Annotated in this window: 10 protein-coding genes; 3 read left to right on the plus strand and 7 right to left on the minus strand. The window is 40.4% G+C overall.

The window, feature by feature from the left end; all coding sequences use genetic code 11:
• Window positions 1–85 precede the first annotated feature (85 nt).
• The 3 genes from H6F66_RS16745 to H6F66_RS16755 form a co-directional block, all read right to left on the minus strand.
• Complete coding sequence (locus H6F66_RS16745) at window positions 86–523, minus strand: hypothetical protein (RefSeq protein WP_190423343.1); 438 nt, start codon at window positions 521–523, stop codon at window positions 86–88.
• 142 nt (window positions 524–665) lie between these two features.
• Entirely contained in the window at window positions 666–1,118 is a 453-nt protein-coding gene (locus tag H6F66_RS16750) for a hypothetical protein (RefSeq protein ID WP_199295454.1), read from the minus strand.
• 141 nt (window positions 1,119–1,259) lie between these two features.
• Window positions 1,260–1,451, minus strand: coding sequence for a hypothetical protein (locus H6F66_RS16755; protein ID WP_190423345.1), 192 nt, complete (start codon window positions 1,449–1,451; stop codon window positions 1,260–1,262).
• 235 nt (window positions 1,452–1,686) lie between these two features.
• Between H6F66_RS16755 and H6F66_RS16760 the strand changes: the two genes are divergently transcribed.
• On the plus strand, window positions 1,687–3,057 hold the full coding sequence (locus H6F66_RS16760) for an AAA-like domain-containing protein (RefSeq protein ID WP_190423347.1): 1,371 nt from the start codon (window positions 1,687–1,689) through the stop codon (window positions 3,055–3,057).
• Window positions 3,044–4,966: an AAA-like domain-containing protein gene (locus H6F66_RS16765; protein ID WP_190423349.1), complete on the plus strand. Its 1,923-nt coding sequence runs from the start codon at window positions 3,044–3,046 to the stop codon at window positions 4,964–4,966. The genes H6F66_RS16760 and H6F66_RS16765 overlap by 14 nt, the downstream gene beginning before the upstream one ends.
• 164 nt (window positions 4,967–5,130) lie before the next feature.
• On the opposite strand, the gene H6F66_RS16770 is transcribed toward H6F66_RS16765, so the two are convergent.
• Window positions 5,131–12,345 (minus strand): ATP-binding protein, encoded by a 7,215-nt coding sequence (locus H6F66_RS16770; RefSeq protein ID WP_190423351.1) that lies wholly within the window; start codon window positions 12,343–12,345, stop codon window positions 5,131–5,133.
• Window positions 12,346–12,418: 73 nt separating this feature from the next.
• Entirely contained in the window at window positions 12,419–13,696 is a 1,278-nt protein-coding gene (locus tag H6F66_RS16775; protein WP_190423353.1) for a class I SAM-dependent methyltransferase, read from the minus strand.
• A 1,176-nt stretch (window positions 13,697–14,872) separates the two neighbouring features.
• On the opposite strand from H6F66_RS16775, the gene H6F66_RS16780 reads away from it, so the two are divergent.
• Entirely contained in the window at window positions 14,873–16,885 is a 2,013-nt protein-coding gene (locus tag H6F66_RS16780) for an SBBP repeat-containing protein (protein WP_190423354.1), read from the plus strand.
• 101 nt (window positions 16,886–16,986) lie between these two features.
• On the opposite strand, the gene H6F66_RS16785 is transcribed toward H6F66_RS16780, so the two are convergent.
• Entirely contained in the window at window positions 16,987–17,142 is a 156-nt protein-coding gene (locus tag H6F66_RS16785) for a hypothetical protein (protein ID WP_190423356.1), read from the minus strand.
• 182 nt (window positions 17,143–17,324) lie between these two features.
• Window positions 17,325–17,825 (minus strand): 3-hydroxyacyl-ACP dehydratase FabZ, encoded by a 501-nt coding sequence (gene fabZ / locus H6F66_RS16790; protein ID WP_190423358.1) that lies wholly within the window; start codon window positions 17,823–17,825, stop codon window positions 17,325–17,327.
• Between the last annotated feature and the right edge of the window lie 75 nt (window positions 17,826–17,900).

Consider the following 17,900-nt stretch of genomic DNA (forward strand, 5'->3'; position numbering starts at 1 on the left):
AATTAGCGAAATGAGTCAATATGCAACTTGAACAAAGCCCCCAATTTATGGGGAGTTCGGGGAATCAAACGTTACTGACATTGACTTACCGCAACAACATTTGCTCGATAATCTTCTTAGAAGGCTCAACCAAAGCCCAGCGACCATCCGGTTGCCGTGTTAGCACCGCAATCTGCAACTCTTTACCACTACCGATAGTGTCACCTGCACTGAGGAAACCAAAATTAAGCGATCGCAACCCACACAAGCGCAACAAATAAACTGGAATTTCCTCACTGGAAAAAATCACGCAACTTGAGTTGTGGGGTTGCACCCGACCATCAAACGGCGCATACACCGCATCCCCCTTCAAAGCAATGGATAAATCACCCAAACCGCTAACCACCGCATGCCCCCCCACAACTTGACCCGGTTGCAGTTCCCAGTTTTGGTAAAGCTTGATTTCCCTAGGCGCTTCCGTAGGCGGCTTTTTCGTGCAACCGACAATCAAAAGTAATATTGATGCGTAGCGAAGCGACTGCATTAGCAGTATCGCTACCCAACACCTCTGGGTTAAAGCTTTATCCCCCCTAAAAAAGGGGCGCTTTTCTCCCCCGTTTTTCAGGGGGGTTGGGGGGATCTCCTGAGACTGAACATTACTAGCCCAGAAGTATTGAATCGCCACCCTAAAAACGTTTAAATCCATAGCCTACGTAAGTTTGTCCCTCATAGAGAACAAGTAGCGATGTCTGCGGGTCAAACGACAACGGATAAAGCTCCCGTTCAGTCGTCGCCCCCACACGAATACTCAAACCCGGCAACCTGCAATAAGGCTGCTTGACAATCTCCTGCACCTTACTGCGTTGACTGCGTTCAGGCACAGTCATCAATTGCGCCAACTGCTCCCGCGATAGCACCACCTTCGGCTGTACAATCTCAGAACATAAGAGGCTGCGCTCCTTGGTGCTAGGTTTTGGCACAGAAGACGGTAAACTGAACGGCAAACCGAAAGCAGCTAACAGATAGCCACCGGCCAGCAGACTACCACCGACCACCACATATATTGGTTTGAATGATGGCGCTTGAAGCGGCTGGCGACCCGACGCGCCTTGAAGTGGCATATTAGGGAAGGTTTTCATTCCAAAAAGGCGAAAATCACGCCCAAAACACAGCAAACTAAGCTTTTAAAGACCAACCATTTATCCTCGTTCCCAAGCTGGCTCTGGGAATGAAAGCTGAGAGAAGCCTCCCATTCTTCCCAATGCTGCAAAATATAAAACTTACGCACCATTTCCAGTTTCCGGAACCCAACCCCTTCCAATCCCTTTAAACGTGGAGGTTGGCTTTCTCAACGGCACCCCTTCAATCTCGTTAGACTGTTTAATAGTTCCCTCTTGCAGAGTGTTGCTTTCGGCATTACGAACCCAACCATACCTACAAGACGCTTTCATGGTGCAGAACAAAAAATCCATCGTTTCCTCTGTGAAACTATCGTGGAGTTGATAACTCTATTCATAAACAAAATCCGGGAAAATTACCTTAGTTCATTACTTCATTTTGGCGACGCATTAAAGCAATCATTGAAGCAATCAGAGGCATTAATAAAGCATAATTTTTAAAACCTGAAGCATTACCTGAAGCATTAGTATAAAAAATTTTAATTTAAGCCATTTACAATAGTTTAAGTGAAATATCTGCTCAAAGCTTATGCCCACCCCGAAAGCCATAAAACCCTTAACCACTGAAGAAGAAGAATATTGGAAAATTTTGGAAAATGAATTAATAGATGGCAAAGGAAGTGCCTATCTAAGTCAAAATGACTTTGCCCAACTTTGCCAAAAAAATGCCCTTAATTGTTCCACTGCCACAGCTCGAAGAAAACTCCTGAGACTTCAGGAAGTCGGGCGCATTTCTATGGAGCGTCAAGGTAAAGGTAACAATCCCTATAAAATTACTTGGTTAGAATACAGTCATTACAAAAAAGTTGATGAAACAAAGCAAATTGCTCCCCTGACAGGAATTGTCCCTCTTGATTCCCCACTATATTTGAAACGAGAAGCAGATGAAATTTGTATCCAAAATTTGAAACTCGGTGCAAGTAGAGAAGGCTCTAGGCCCTTTATCAGAATTAGAGCGCCTAAGCAGATGGGAAAATCCTCCCTACTGCGGCGAATCCAATACTTTTTAGAAAAGCAACAAAATCATATAGTTGGCTTTGTAGATTTAGGAGGAGACGAATATTTTTATACAGATGTATTCAACGACCTAGATACACTCTTGTATCAGTTCACAAGTGCGCTCATCAAAACCTTTAGCGATGCACTGCAAAGACGCGGACTCAACGATTTAAAAAATTTGCCCGATTTAAAAGAGCATTGGAACGCAAATTTAACCCCACAACTAAACTGTGCTAACTATTTGCACGACCATATTTTTTTACCCATAAAACAGCCGAAAACTTTACTAATAGATGGCATAGATGAAGTTTTAGGCAAACCTACTCAAGACCCATTCCTAAAATTTCTGCGCTCTTGGAATGAAAAAAGGATGAAAGTCGTAAGTCAAGCCCCAATTATTTGGCCTAGTATTGTGATTGCCTACTCCACAGAACCATACTCTATCCTGGGAATCAGAGGCTCAGTTCTTCAAAATGTAGGCACAGTAGTAGAGTTAAAAGAATTTAGCCAAGAGCAAATAGTAGACCTTTCTACAAAATACAACTTATCCACTCCTTTAACAAAACCGGAAGTTGAGTTCCTGATGAAGCTGACGGGAGGACATCCGGCTTTAATCAATCAAGCACTTTATCAAATTAGTCAAGGAATGACTTTTACACAACTAGAAAACAAAGCAACTCAAACAGATGGCCCTTTTTGGGATTACTTATCTAGAGCATCAGAACTTTTGGAAAATAATAAAAATCTTTTCCATTGCTTTCAAAAGATTCTCAAGGGCGATAACTGTAATGACGACCTCGCTAAATATCAACTAACCAAAGCAGGATTGCTTAAAATTGATGAGGATGCTGTAAAGGTTATTGAACTATATCAAAAATACTTTAATAATGGACATATTTGAAACTTTACCAACAATCTTTAGGTGGCTAATGGGCATTAATGGAATAGACAGCTTTTATCGGATTGAGGCAGGTGGTATCCCGCTAACAGAACAGACTTATGTGGAGAGAGATGCAGATGAGAAACTGCGTCAATTTACCCAACTAAATCGCGTAAGCAGCCGAATGTGTTTTATCCTAGCTCCCCGCCAAACCGGGAAGACTAGCTTGATGGTAAAGACAATTGGACAGTTGCCTGATGAGGAATTTATCTGTATCCAACTTGACTTTCAAGAGTTCAGTAGTAGTGCAGAATCTGACGAAACCCTTTATTACAGCCTTCTTAATCAAATCTGCCGCCAAATATCTGATATAGACGCAGATAACTATTGGGTTAAATTACTCAATGCTACTTGGAATGAAACCCCAGACCTCGATCCAAAACTAAGATTTAAAAATTTTCTAATTGAACATATCCTCAAAAAGAAAGATGACAAAAAGCTAATTATTTTTATTGACGAAATTCAAAACATAATTGGTTACAAACAGCAGAACAGTTTTATCGGGTTTATTAAGTCTCTTTCCCAAAGCGATCGCCCAGTTGCTCTCCGGAGACTGGCGTTTGTTCTACTTGGCGTTGCCAGACCTACAGACCTGGTAACTGATTATAAGGTTGCTTTGAATTTGGGAGAGCGCATTGAACTAGGAGGACTGCAAGAAAGCAATTGTAACCCGCTTTGGCAAGGACTCGAAGACATTACCGACGACCCGCAAACAGTCCTCTCTTACATCTTAGATTGGACGGGAGGGCAACCATTTCTTACTCAGGCTCTTTGTCACTTAGTTGCCGTGGGACGTAAAATACAAGACAGCACTGATATAGAAGAGTACATTGAAAAGCTAGTAATAAGTAATGTTATCAAAGATTGGAGGCGGCAAGATAGACTCTATAGATTATCCCACCTAGAAGAAATTGAAAATTGGTTTATCCGAGTTGATTCTAGCCAGAAGTTAGAAAAGCTAGCAGCTTTGAGTCTTTATAGAAAAATTCTAAACAAAGACAAAATTAGGTTTGAACAAAACGATCCTAAGCATTGGGATTTGCTAATATCAGGATTAGTGGCTAGAAATAATGATGATTTTCTGAAAGTTAGTAATCGGATTTACGAGCAAGTATTTACTTTAAATTGGGTTAACGAAAAAGAAGAAGCTTTACAGGAGGGCATGATGGCAGATCCACTAAGTCGAATTTATAACAGAGATGTATTCATGTTAATTGACCAGAGTGCATCGACTCTAAAAAAAGATGGAGGCGAAAAGACACGTTGGAAGCTTTTGGAAGAGTTGATCACAGGCCATGTGGCAACGATTTTAGAAAGAGATGATGGCAGCGACGCGCAGGTTAAAATTTGCGAACAAGTTTATGCAACTACGTTTAATCTGAATAAATATAGAGGCAATTTCTATATGATTTCAGATGTAGACAATGTGGAAGATATATTCTTGGAAAATCGCCCGGATGCTAATAGTTTTGTAGTGCCTACTCTCCGGCACTGTTTTGATATGTGGCTCAATGGACGGGAGAAAGTTACCCTTAAAGACATTAAAGACGGGAATGAAAAAGGAGCTTTCTTTATCATCTACACCGATGGACAATTTGACGATCCTCTTGCTTTTGAGCAGTTTATAACAGAAACCACGCTGAAAGTTGAGGATCACCGCATTATAAAAATCCTAATTATTGGGTTAGGTAAAGGCGTTAATGTCAAATACTTTGATAATCTCGATACGCGGAGATACAAAGATGCTAAAGGCGATGATTGTAATATTGTTGTTTTCGATTTAGCTGAAGATTTAGATGAAGGCATCATTGAATTGATGCAGCGGCAACTTAGAGATTCTTCCAAAATGAGAAAGGGTTTTAGTCTGTAAGTCTGCCGGGTGCTGTAGCTTTTTTTAATAAGATAAAATTGGACTGAACTAAACACACGAGCGCTAGTATTACTGCATTAGCATTGCTGGCAGTACAAGCATTCAGAAACAAGAAACAAATTAGTAGTTTTCAACCTTTACACCACTGCGAGGAATTCATTTTATTAGAGGCAGTTTTGTCGAATAGGAACGATAATGACAAACTCTGTTCCTATCCCTGGTGTAGACAGACACTCTATTTGACCGCCGTGCTTGTCCACCACAATTTGATAACTGATAGACAACCCTAGCCCTGTACCTTTCCCTACAGGTTTAGTCGTAAAGAAGGGGTCAAATATTCGCTGCTGTACTTCCGGAGGAATTCCTAACCCATTGTCGGCAATACGGATCGCTATTTGGTCGCCTTCTAAAACTTCGGTACAAATCCGAATCTCTCGATTTTGAATTTCGGCTCGATTTTTGGGGAGATTAATTATTCCCAAAACATCGCCTGATTTTGAAGCAATTTTGGGGGAGATTGACGAGAGATTTGAGGGATGACTGGTTCTTCCTCCAACCTCCGGTTTTTCGCAAAACATCGTCTGATTGTGGATTGGAAATTCCCCATTGCTCATTTCCCAGCCCTCACCCACCATTTCCAAAGCATCAATCGCATTAGTAAGCAGATTCATAAACACCTGATTTAATTGTCCGGCGTAGCAATACACAGGGGGCAAATCACCATACTCTTTGATAATTTGAATCTCAGGCTGTCCGGGCCTTTCTTTCAGGCGACTTTGCAAAATAACCAAACTACTATCAATCCCAGAATGAATATCAACTGCCTTCATTTCGGCTTGATCTAGCCTGGAGAAATTTCGCAAAGATAGCACAATCTGATTAATACGCTCGGCTCCCATCTCCATCGAGTTGATAATTTTTGGCAAATCTTCTTTCAGATATTCCAGCTCAATCTCCTCCACCTGGGAAACAATTTCTGGCACAGGATTGGGATAATGTTGCTGATAGAGTTCTAAGAGTTTAAGCAAGTCTTGAGCGTAGCTATTTGCATGGCTGAGATTTCCGTAAATGAAGTTTACAGGATTGTTAATTTCGTGAGCTACTCCTGCTACCAGCTGCCCAAGAGCAGACATTTTTTCTGCTTGAATCAGTTGAGATTGAGTGCGTTGTAATTCCCGTAAAGTAAGTTCTAACTGTTGCGCTTTCTCCCGCTCTCTCTCTTCAGATTGTTGCAGTGCCTCCAAATTAGCCAGTTGAAGATGAATGTTAATTCGCGCTAAAAGTTCATTTTTTGAGATAGGTTTAGTTAAATAATCATTAGCCCCTGAGTTGAATCCTTCCACTAAATCTGATACTTGATTTTTGGCGGTCAACATTAATATGGGCAGTTCTGATGGCGAAAACTGTTCGCGGATTTTTTGACAAACTTCATAGCCTGTCATTCGCGGCATCATTACATCTAGTAATATCATGTCGGGTCTTAAGCCGTTCTCAATTATTGATAAGGCTTCTATGCCATTTGAGGCTTGGCTAATTGTGTAGTTTTGCTCGGAAAGGTAGTTAACTAAAACTTGTATATTTATAGGCTCATCATCTACTATTAATATTTTAAAATCTCCTTCATTCGTCTTGATTTCTGTTAAACTTTGCTGGGTGGTATTGCCTTGAATATTAAGTTTCGACTTAGAGATTTCCGGTAACTCTTTAAATTTTGTGAGTGAGGAAGTTTTCTGTAAGGATGTTGTTGGTATCTCTACATTTTGCGAAAGTGGCAGAGTAAAGCTAAACCGGGAGCCTTTACCAACGGTGGACTCAACGCAAATTTTACTGCCATGCAATTCTACCAGTTGTTTAGTGATGGCAAGACCAAGACCAGTTCCTCCGTAAACTCTGGCGGTTGTGCCATCAGCTTGTTCAAAAGATTCAAAAATTCTGTCTAATGAATCTGCGGGGATACCAATGCCAGTATCAGACACTGAAATCTCTAAGCAAGGGGTAAGAGATTTTTGAGTTGAAGAGTTTAGATTTAACTCTTCACTTTCTATGCTAGATTCTATTAACTTAGCCGACACTTCGACTACACCAGTATCTGTAAATTTAATCGCATTTCCAACCAAATTGGAGAGTATCTGTTGCAAGCGATCTTCATCAGCATCAACGGGGGGAGTTAAGGAATCGATTGAGTTTCGCAGTTGCAAAGGTTTTGTGCCGATGAGAGGCTGGCTGAGGGTAAGCACGACGTTAGCGATCGCGTGCATTGCTACTGGCTTGATTTGCAGCGCTAAATTCCCGTGTTTCAGTTTGGCAAAATCGAGGATGTCGTTGACTAAGTTAGACAATCTTCTACCACTTGATACCACCATTGCTAAGTTGGAAATGGTTTTTTCAGGTAGTTTTCCAGTTGCACCATCAATCAGAGACTCGGCAATACCAATAATGCCATTAAGTGGGGTACGAAGTTCATGAGAAGTATTAGCTAAAAATTCGTCTTTAAGTTCTTCCATCCGCTTGCGCTCGTTAATGTCAAAGAACGCACTGAGCATCGCTCGTTCGCCATTAAATGTAATTGGTTGAATAGATAGATTAATCCAAAACAGCGTTCCGTCTAGCTTCTTTGCGAGTAATTCGTAGTTGTGAACGTAGCCATTCTGAGCAAGCATTTTTACAATTTTTTGTCGCTCGGTGGGGTAATATTGAAAGTCAGGAGCCTTGCGACCAATTAACTCTTTAGTTGATACACCCAAACTGGAACTACAAACATCGTTTGCGTAAAGAACTAAACCATCGGTTATGCGGGTGATGATTAACGGGATTGGAGTTGTTTCGGCAATAATCCGAAACCGTTCTTCACTATCGCTTAACTGCGCTTCTGCTTGCTTGCGTTCGCTGATTTCTTGCTTGAGATCCGCATTTAATGCGGTCATCTCATCATATAATTTGGCATTTTCCAAAGAAATCGCGATTTGAGAAGACAAAATTTCTAAAACTTCCAGCCTTTTTGGAGTGAAGGCATTTGTCGTTAAATTGTTTTCTAGATAAAGCAGACCGAGCAGTTGCGTTTGTTTAATAATCGGAGTACATAATATAGATTTAGGTTGATGTTGTAATACATAAATATCTGACTTAAATAAACCTTCATTAACGGCATCGTTTAAGACCAAATTTTCTTTGGTTCTCTTGACATAATTAGCAATCGCGGTTGAAACTTTTTGGCTAGATTCTATGGGAGTATATTGCAGAACACTTATCTCACTTTGATCAACTGCTCCTTCAGCAGCAATAACTAAATTGCCAGATTCTTCTAAAATGAGAAAGCCTTTCTGCGCTCCTGCATTTTCTATGACAATTTTCATTAATTTTTCTAGCAACTTGCTCAGAACAATCTCACCAGCCAAGGCTTGAGAAGCTTTAACAATCGTTGTTAAATCTAACGCTCCCGCTTCCCCGCTAGTAGAGGCTACACTGCTAGTTTTAGCTTCTTTGGTGTTTGTTATAGAAGTGGCAGAATAGAACTGGGAATACTTTTCTTCTAAAGCTTTTGCTTTAGCGATCGCGCCCCATTTTAGATATCCATAACGTGTTTCTGTAAAGTAGGCTTTGGCAATCAAATCAAATCCTTTCGCCAAATAGAACTTCGCCGCTAATTCATTAGCAATAGCTTCATTTTGAATGTAGTCATTTTCTTGTGCTGATTTGATTGCCCTTTCATATAAATTCATAGCCTCTTGAGGTTTGTCAGTAATTCGAGCCAACTCAGCTGACATCAGTAAGTATTTATGAAGAAAGTTTTGCGGACACGACTCAGCCCACTTTCTCATCGTTTCTGTATTAGCCAACATATTTTCCATTGCTGGCTCTTTGTCCGTATCCGACAAAGCCGGATAGAGATTTGCTTGAATTAAAGTGTAGTAAAAATAATGTTCTGGCACTAAAATTGATGCAAACACAGTTGGCACCAATTTTTCAGCTTCTCTTGCCATTACCACGGCATCGGCATAATTTTCAGATAAATAGAGTCTCTGGGACTCAAAAATACAATAAGTAATCTGAATTCCGGCAAGCTTTTTTATTTCGTTTATATGCTTCTCGCGTTCAAAACTCTCATCCTCTATCGTCTCACCCTGTAATATACATATAATTTCTTGCGTCAACTTCAAAAAATCATAAAAAGCTCCAGATTTCTGCTTTAAGAATTCATTATATTTTTGATATTCTTGATATAAACTATCTAAAGCGTCTCCTTTCATGAAAAGCTTTACTACTAAGTAAAAAACCAGATAAGTAGCCCATTGAAAATCGCCTACTTCAATTGCAGTCTCAAACCCATACTTCAGATATTTATAATCAGTTTTTAAATGATTTTTCCAATGATTAATATAGTTACTAAATACTGAATAAAGCCGTGGCTTCAAAGCTAAGTTATTAAACTTATCGTTAAGCTTTAAAGCTAGAGAGCCAAATTCATAAGCAGTTTCAAATTCATCAATCCCTGCCAGTGCTAATCCATAAGACATATAGGCAAAAGATGTTACATTTGAATTGCCATAGGTTAAAGATATATTTACGGTTTTTAAGATTACTGCATACGCTAAATCTTTATTTACAAAGCGAGCAGGCATAATCGTGTTTGTGAGCAATTTTGTTAAAATGATTTGCTCTGGTTCAGTCATCTCCGGGGCGTTAATTAATTCCGTAACTTTTTTGTCTTCAATATTTAGTTGTAAAATTCGGTTTTCCCGATCTATTAAACTTTTTAATTCTGTTTCATCATCGGGAATGTCAATGCCAAATAGTCTCAAACCTTCTTTGCTAATTTTAACAGCTTCTTGCGGCTTGACCAGCGCGGTTTTAATAATAACTTTACTAATATATACGTTAGCTTTTTCTATTTTTGACGTTGCTTTATTTAGAATTACTTCAAAAAACTTTTCAGAATCTTCAATATTTCCATTCAGATATTCACAGTCGGCACGCTCCATGTGAAGAGATAGAGCTAGCTCATATTGGGTTTCCCAGCTATGTTCTACTAGCAGCTCCATACCAGCAGTAATGTATTTTAAAGCTGGTTCAAATGCACTAGATAATTTTGCTTTAGTACCAGCAGTGAGATTTAATTTTGCTAAAAAATATTTTTCTTCTTGAGAAGTAATTAAGTTTTTACCTAGATTTAATTGATTAACAATATCAAAAATTTTGTCTTCTAACTCTGAAGCACTAGCATTTATAATAATCAACTGTCCAACTTTGAGATGAACTTGTTGTTTATCTGCTTCTGGTATTAAAGAATAAACGGCTTGCTGTACGCGATCGTGTAAAAATCTGTAGGAAACTACTATCTCCTGATTAGTATTAGTACCATCAGCATCATCTACATAAGATTGAATATATTTATAGGCATCACCTATTGGTAAAATTAGTCCTTCTTTTACCGCTTCTTCGAGAGTATCGGAGGTTTCTATCTGTGGCTTTTCATTGACAATAGAAAGTATTTTTAAATTAAACTCATTACCGATACAAGCTGCCAGCTTCATCACATTTTGTGTATTCGGGTCAAGTTTTTGAATTTTCTTAACCATTAATTCGACCACATTATCTGTGATCTGCATTGTCTGAATCTGCTCTAGATTCCACTGCCAACAACTACTCTCTGAGTTAAAAGTTACTAAGTTTTCTTCATAAAGGGACTTTAAAAACTGGGTTAAGAAAAAGGGATTACCGTGAGTTTTATGAAATATTAATTCTGCTAAAAGTGGTGTTTTTTCTATTGGGCAATGAAGAGTATCAGCAACTAATTGATTGACATCTTTTATACTTAAAGGTTCAAGGGCAATATTATTTATAACAGTTCCGTAAGCCTTGATTTCATTCAAAGCCAGCATCAAAGGATGAGTTGCATTGACTTCATTATCTCGATAAGCACCAATCATTAATAGATATTGGCTATTCGGAGTAGTCATCAGTAGCTGAAGCAACTTCAAAGAAGCAGAATCAGCCCATTGTAAATCATCCAGAAATAGAACTAGCGGATGTTCTTTAGTGGTAAAGACACTAATAAATTTTTGAAAAACTAAGTTAAATCGATTCCGTGATTCTGCGGGTTCTAGTTCGGGAACAGGAGGCTGTTTGCCAATAATAAGTTCCACTTCGGGAATAACTTCAATGATTACCTGTCCGTTGGAGCTGAGAGCTGTTAAAAGTTTCCTTTTCCAGACAAATATCTGTTCCTCAGTTTCTGTTAATAGCTGCCTCATTAATTTCTGGAAAGCTTGAATTAAAGAATCATAAGGAACGTTTCGCTTAAACTGGTCAAATTTGCCACTAATAAAGTAACCTCTTTGCCGCACGATTGGTTTATGAATTTCATTCACCAATGCGGATTTACCAATACCAGAAAAGCCGGAAACTAGCACAATTTCAGTTGTGCCTAGACTAACTCTTTCAAAAGCATTCATTAGCACCGCAATTTCAGCTTCCCGACCGTAGAGTTTTTGGGAAATTTGAAATTTATCTGAAATATCATATTTACTTAGCGAAAAATTTTCAATTCTTCCAGTATTATTTAGCTGATTTAGACAACATTCCAGGTCAGCTTTTATTCCAAAAGCACTTTGATAGCGGTCTTCAGCAGTTTTAGATAATAGCTTCATTACCAGCGCTGATAGTGCTTGCGGAATGTCTTGATTCCGAGCATGGGGTATTTCTGGTTGTTTAGCAATGTGGCAGTGGATCAATTCCATCGGGTCGCTAGATTGGAAAGGTAACTGACCCGTCAGCATTTCATAAAAGGTGACACCTAAAGAATAAAAGTCTGTGCGGTAATCAATTGAGCGATTCATTCTCCCAGTTTGCTCTGGTGACATATAGGCAAGAGTCCCTTCGAGCAAATTGGGATTACTAATTGTTTGGTTTTCGACAGACAAGAGCGATGAGATGCTAAAGTCAGTAATTTTTACTAGCCCAGTTTTAGGGTTAATTATAATATTTTGAGGTTTAATATCTTTGTGTATAATTTTATGTTTATGGATTTGGCCAATTGTTTCTGAAAGTTGAATAGCTATTTGCAGGAAATCCAGTAGTTCTATTCTCTGAGATGTAATATTATCTTTTAGGCTTTCTCCGCCAAAATCTTCAAATATTAAGACCAAAAAATTTTTGTGCTTTTGTAATTTTATTGGTTGAACTATTCCTGGTAAATTCAGATTTTTTGTAATTTCATATTGATGTGTGAATTTGGCAACATCCGTTAAATCGGGATACTCTTTCCGAAGAAATTTAGCGATAATCGGTTGTTGATCGCGATCGCTATATCCCCGGTATACAACTGTTTTTGAACTTTCGTGAATTTTTATTAAATCTTTGTAGCCAGGAATGGTAAGCATAATCTTAAATTTATAGAAGCTTAAATTAACCAATATTTAGGTTAGATGCAACCCCGTAGCTTTATCAAAGCACTTAACATAACCAATCCTTACGAGTAAGAGGCAGATTCCATTCTTTATCAGCCTGCCGTCGCAGTAACATTTGATAGACTGCCAGATAGTTCTGTTCAAAGGATTGGGCAAAACCAGTCAGATAAAGCCGCCATAATCGCGCTTTCGGTTCTCCGATTAAAGCGATCGCTTGCTCCATTGCTACCTCTAGGTTAGCAGCCCAACATCTGAAAGTTTTGCCGTAGTGCGATCGCCAAGTTTCAACATCGACAATTTCCCATCCCCTCTCCTCTGCGGCTGCTAAATTAGTAGACAGATTGGACAATTTTCCATCCGGAAAAATGTAACGTGCAATAAAACGATCGTTAAGACTAGAACCATCCGATTGTTCCATCGCTGTCATGCCGTGGTTGAGAAACAAACCTCCAGGCTTCAAAGCAGATAAAGTATTCTGAAAATATATTGGATAGTTATTAACTCCTACGTGTTCAACCATACCAATAGAAACAATTTTGTCGAAAGTTGGCTTCTTGGGTAAGTCCCGATAGTCTAAAAGCTCAACTTGCATCTGTTCGCCCAAACCTTCTTTTTCAATTATTTTCTGATTAAAATCCAGTTGTTCTTTGCTTAGAGTAATGCCATAACCTTTCACTCCGTAATGGCTTATAGCCCAGCGTAGCAAAGCACCCCAGCCACAGCCAATATCTAGTAAATACTCTCCTGATTTCAGCCGCAGCTTACGACAAATTCTATCAAGTTTAGCTTCCTGAGCTTCTTTGAGGCTCATCTGTTCGCTTTCAAAATAAGCACATGAGTAAATAAGCAAAGGATCGAGCCAGAGGCGGTAAAAATCATTGCCGACATCATAGTGGTGTTGAACAACTGCTTGGTCACGTTCCTTAGTGCCAAATTTTAGTTTTTGCCAAGGTGAATTTTCTTGAAGCGATACAGGTAACTGGGGTAAAGTCAGGGCTTCAGTCCAAGACTTTATTAATTTGCTGCGTTTGATGTGGGAGTAGGAAATATTCTCTAATCGCAGTAGGTCATTGATGTCACCTGAAAAGTCTACAAAGCCCTGAAGATAGGCTTCACCTAACACCAAAATATCTTGAGTGAGAATGAGAATCCTGATTACGCCAGGATGATGAATCTGCAATGTGAATTTAGAAAGATGGTTATTAGTGCCTGTGGATGATAGTTGCTCTGTACCCCAGCAATCAATGCACAATTGCAGGGGTAGTGTAGACAACACTTCAAGCAAGATTTCGCGGATACTGGAAGGAAGAGTAGGGTAAGGCATTGATATTGAGTAATTCGTAATTATATTGCAGCTATTGAGCGATTATAGCCATGATTTAGGAATGGTATTACTTACAATGCACACTTATATATAATTTATCGGGCGCGGATACCCTGTGTCTTCCAGATCCAGGTTACGAGAGTAAGGTGTTAGTCGTTGAGTGAGCTTGTCAAAGCGATCGCATAACGTGGTGTCCGCTGTTCAGCTTGGTTTAATCGTTTTCATAACCCCAACTTGTTAGAGATTATGGCGCGGGTGATACAAATCCAAAATTTCCCGTCTGGTTTCTGCTCCCTCAAGTTCCGCATATTATCGCGATTATCGTGAAGACAAACTGGGAAATTGGGGTGAGCTCAGGCTGGATACCCTGGGCACCCCAATTGACAATTGTAGGTTTTGGATTTTTAACTTCTTCGTGAACCGTATTGGGTTAGGTTTGCCTTATCCCAGAAGTATTGACGCTAGAACGCTTTAGCCTATCGGAAGGGATGTTTAGAGCCTCAAACCCTGAAAGTCAATCCCATCAAGCCTTTAACAAATTCGCTGGCAAATATTTTCCCAAAATTCCTCTAAAGCCAACAGATTTTTTCCTTATTTCAACCATGAGGATCGATCCGTAGGCACTCCCCAGCCCCTAGTCCCCCATTGCCTGCCATTTCGATAAAGTTTTTGTAAATAGAAAATTACCTCTATCTTAAGTAGTATTCGTAAAAGTTATTAGATGTGATCTGGTTTACAGCCGATTAGGATAGATATTTACACTAATGGCACGGAAGTTCTGAATATGTTTTTTCGGTAAAGATACCGGGGAACTATGGACATATTCATAGTGGTAATGCCAAGATGCGCTGAGATAAAGAGTTACAGCGGCTTACAAGATTAAGCACCTAAGTAATCTTACTAGGTTGCTTGGTATTTTATTTACAAAATTACAATTCTCTTTCAGCTGCGCTGGAGTTGGGGAACGTACTGTGCGTTCCTGACATCTCCATGCGCCCTGAAAGCAGAGTGATGCAAGCCAAAACCGACTTGCAGCAGCTTTTAGTGTCAATTAGCAGGCAGTTGGAGTTTTTACGAAGACTCTTGCAGTTGCTAGTAAACCTCAACTTCAGCACAAAAGCGCCTGTTTCGATTCGTTGAAGTCCTATTCAATTGCGTTTGAGGAGATCAAATAAAGTGGCTGAATCGTTCTTTACCCTTCAAACATACACACCTAACAGCGACGTTGCCGTAGGTTTTAAACTAAACCAACTCATCTATAGCCGCGCTGGAAACGATACTCTACTTGGTTATCAACCTCTTACACCTAATCTCAATCAACCACAGATTGATTTTTTTATTGGCGATCTAGCAATAGAAGATCCCACTTTTCGTTCGTGGAGCGACACATTTATTCTTGGGGATTGGAGCCGGCCCTACTATGCCAACGGCGACCCAGATGTCCCCTTAGGTGTAAACGACTTTGGTTTAGTTATTGACTTCAACTCTGGGCAGGATTTCGTTCAGTTATTCGGCACCGCAAACGACTACCAGCTGGTAGATCTGGGGATTGGGTCGGCGCTACTCAAGCAACAGCAAACTGGACTTGATGTCGTCGGCTTTTTGCTTGGTAGTTCTAATTTGAATCTAGGAGGTAACTATTTCCAATTCCGAGGTTCCACCCCACCACCAGGACCAGTCCTTCCACAGGGTAAGCAATTGGGGACTCCGGGTTTTGATGTAACTCCTGTCACAGCCACCGATACTTCCGGCAATGTGTATGTAGCGGGAGGAACCACTGGTTCTCTAGGAGGAGCCAATAACGGAGAGTCTCGCGATCCGGTAATAGTGAAGTATGACAGCAATGGTAATCAATTGCAGACTATACAGTTTGGCTCTGCCAATTTTGATACAATTTATGGTATCAAAGTTGACGCTGAAGGCAACATATACGTAGGCGGAACGACTGAAGGTAATTTGGGGGGACCCAAGCAAGCAGAAGGTGCTGATGCCTTCGTAGCTAAGTTTGACAGCAATGGAAACCAGCAGTGGATTCAGCAGTTTGGACGTGAGCTAATTAATTCCGTCTTTAGCCTCGATATTGACGAAGATAGCAATGTCTACCTATCGGGAATAACTGTTAGGTCATCTCCAGATTTTGTTACAGATGATTTCTGGGTGACTAAGTATGACACCAATGGCAGTCGCCAGTGGTTTACAGAGTTTGGAAGTCTCGCTTTTGACGAACCTTACGCCGTTGCTGTCAGCAACGATGGCAGTGTTTACGCTGGTGGATGGACTCTAGGCGATTTTGGGGGAACCAATGCCGGACTTTATGATGCGGCCTTAGCCAAGCTAGACAATGATGGTAACGTTGAGTGGACTAAACAGTTTGGGACTGCTGATTTTGACTGGATTTGGGGTGTAGACACCGACTCTCAGGGCAATGTTTACGCTGGTGGATGGACTCTGGGTGACTTAGCGGCAGAGAGTGCCGGGTCTTACGATCCCTTCTTAGCTAAGTATGACAGCGACGGAAACCAGCTGTGGATTAAACAATTTGGCTCTGCTGGTGACGATCAAACTTTCCGCCTAAACATCGACAATGACGACAATATCTTCCTGACAGGATATACCAACGGCAACTTGGGAGGAACCAATGCTGGGTCTTTTGATGCCTGGGTGTCTCGGTTTGACACTGATGGTAATCAAGTGTGGATTCAACAGTATGGAACCCCCGAATTTGATCAAGGCTACGGTATTAGCACTGATAACGCTGGGAACCTCTACGCTACAGGTATTACTCAGGGTTCTTTTGGGGGTACTAATGCTGGATCTTTTGATGGTTGGGTGGCTAAGATCGACAAAACGTCGGGAAACCTGCAAAACTTTAACGGTACTCCACAGCCTGTTAATGCCTTTCCATCGCTAAACTTGCTTGCTAGTAACGCAGGTTCACCCCAAATCACTCGGCAGCAGATAGACTATCTGACAAACTTTTTTGAGGAGTTTCTTTCTTCCACAGGTATCGGGAGGGATGGATCTGGGTTAGAAAATCTTATTCGTAACCCTTACGTTATGGAACCTACCCCTGTGCCTGAAGCATCTTCTGGAATTGGTTTATTGATGTTTGCTGCTGTCTCATGTGTCGGTGCTATGCTGCGAGGGCGTAAAATAAGTCCGAGCAAGTCTAGAATATCGATTGAGTAATTACCAGCAAGGTTGTCGAGTAACATACTTGTCGTCTTCCCATATATCATGGCTAAGCCGTAAAAGCGACATTAATTATGGCAATGACGACAAACAATTTGTTACTCGACAGCAGGGGTAGGAGAGCGATCGCGTTCTGAATTCCCAATACCAAACAAATTATCAACCAGGCTCCCAAAAAAGTTAGTCATCACACCAGTGGTGAAATAATCCATCATGGTATTAACCGCAGCTTTTATCAGCAATGGAAATACCATACCCAGGTATAGGTGGCGGCAGTTTCATCGGGAATTTCCTCCCATAATGAAGACTCAGGAAGGATGTTAGTTTGTTCGTTAATTATCTGGTCGTTCATACACAACTCCCAAAGATGGAAACGAGCTGGCTAGTAACTTAATACTACTTAGGAAAGCTCTGAGGGGTTGTGTTTCCACTGTTGTTAATCCACTAGAGAAAATGTCAGTTCGCCTTCAGTAGCCAACTTGCCATCAACTTCAGCACGCGCTTGCATCTTACCGAAACGTCGCTGTTTTATCCACAACAATTCGACTGTCATTACCAGCTGATCGCCTGGTATAACTTGACGGCGGAACCGGACTTTATCAATACCAGCAAATACAAATAGTCCGCTTTTCGACTCTAGCATCTGGGTCAGCACCACGCCGCCAACTTGGGCCATCGCTTCTACAATCAGTACCCCAGGCATAATCGGTTTACCTGGAAAATGTCCTTGAAAATGAGGTTCGTTGAAGGTGACGTTTTTAATTCCCACAATTCGTTCCCCTGGAACATATTCAATAATTTTGTCTACAAGTAAAAAGGGGTAGCGGTGGGGCAATATTTTCTGAAGTTCTTCGACTGTGAGAATTGGGTTAGTCGTCAAAGCAACTGGATTAGGGGCAGAAGAATTGGTTGAATTAACGTCGAGTACAGTTGTCATGAGTAAATTTTGATTGGGAATTTGATTGGAATGAGTTATAAATCAGTCGATAAGCTAAGTAACGGATTTAATTTT

It is taken from the genome of Trichocoleus sp. FACHB-6, assembly GCF_014695815.1.
Lineage (GTDB): Bacteria > Cyanobacteriota > Cyanobacteriia > Cyanobacteriales > FACHB-T130 > Funiculus > Funiculus sociatus.

Excerpts from the sequence above, each read along its gene's own strand:
- H6F66_RS16745 (WP_190423343.1), bottom strand. The coding sequence starts at position 523 with ATGCAGTCGCTTCGCTACGCATCAATATTACTTTTGATTGTCGGTTGC.
- H6F66_RS16750 (WP_199295454.1), bottom strand. The coding sequence starts at position 1,118 with ATGAAAACCTTCCCTAATATGCCACTTCAAGGCGCGTCGGGTCGCCAG.
- H6F66_RS16755 (WP_190423345.1), bottom strand. The coding sequence starts at position 1,451 with ATGGATTTTTTGTTCTGCACCATGAAAGCGTCTTGTAGGTATGGTTGG.
- H6F66_RS16760 (WP_190423347.1), top strand. The coding sequence starts at position 1,687 with ATGCCCACCCCGAAAGCCATAAAACCCTTAACCACTGAAGAAGAAGAA.
- H6F66_RS16765 (WP_190423349.1), top strand. The coding sequence starts at position 3,044 with ATGGACATATTTGAAACTTTACCAACAATCTTTAGGTGGCTAATGGGC.
- H6F66_RS16770 (WP_190423351.1), bottom strand. The coding sequence starts at position 12,345 with ATGCTTACCATTCCTGGCTACAAAGATTTAATAAAAATTCACGAAAGT.
- H6F66_RS16775 (WP_190423353.1), bottom strand. The coding sequence starts at position 13,696 with ATGCCTTACCCTACTCTTCCTTCCAGTATCCGCGAAATCTTGCTTGAA.
- H6F66_RS16785 (WP_190423356.1), bottom strand. The coding sequence starts at position 17,142 with ATGGTATTTCCATTGCTGATAAAAGCTGCGGTTAATACCATGATGGAT.
- fabZ (WP_190423358.1), bottom strand. The coding sequence starts at position 17,825 with ATGACAACTGTACTCGACGTTAATTCAACCAATTCTTCTGCCCCTAAT.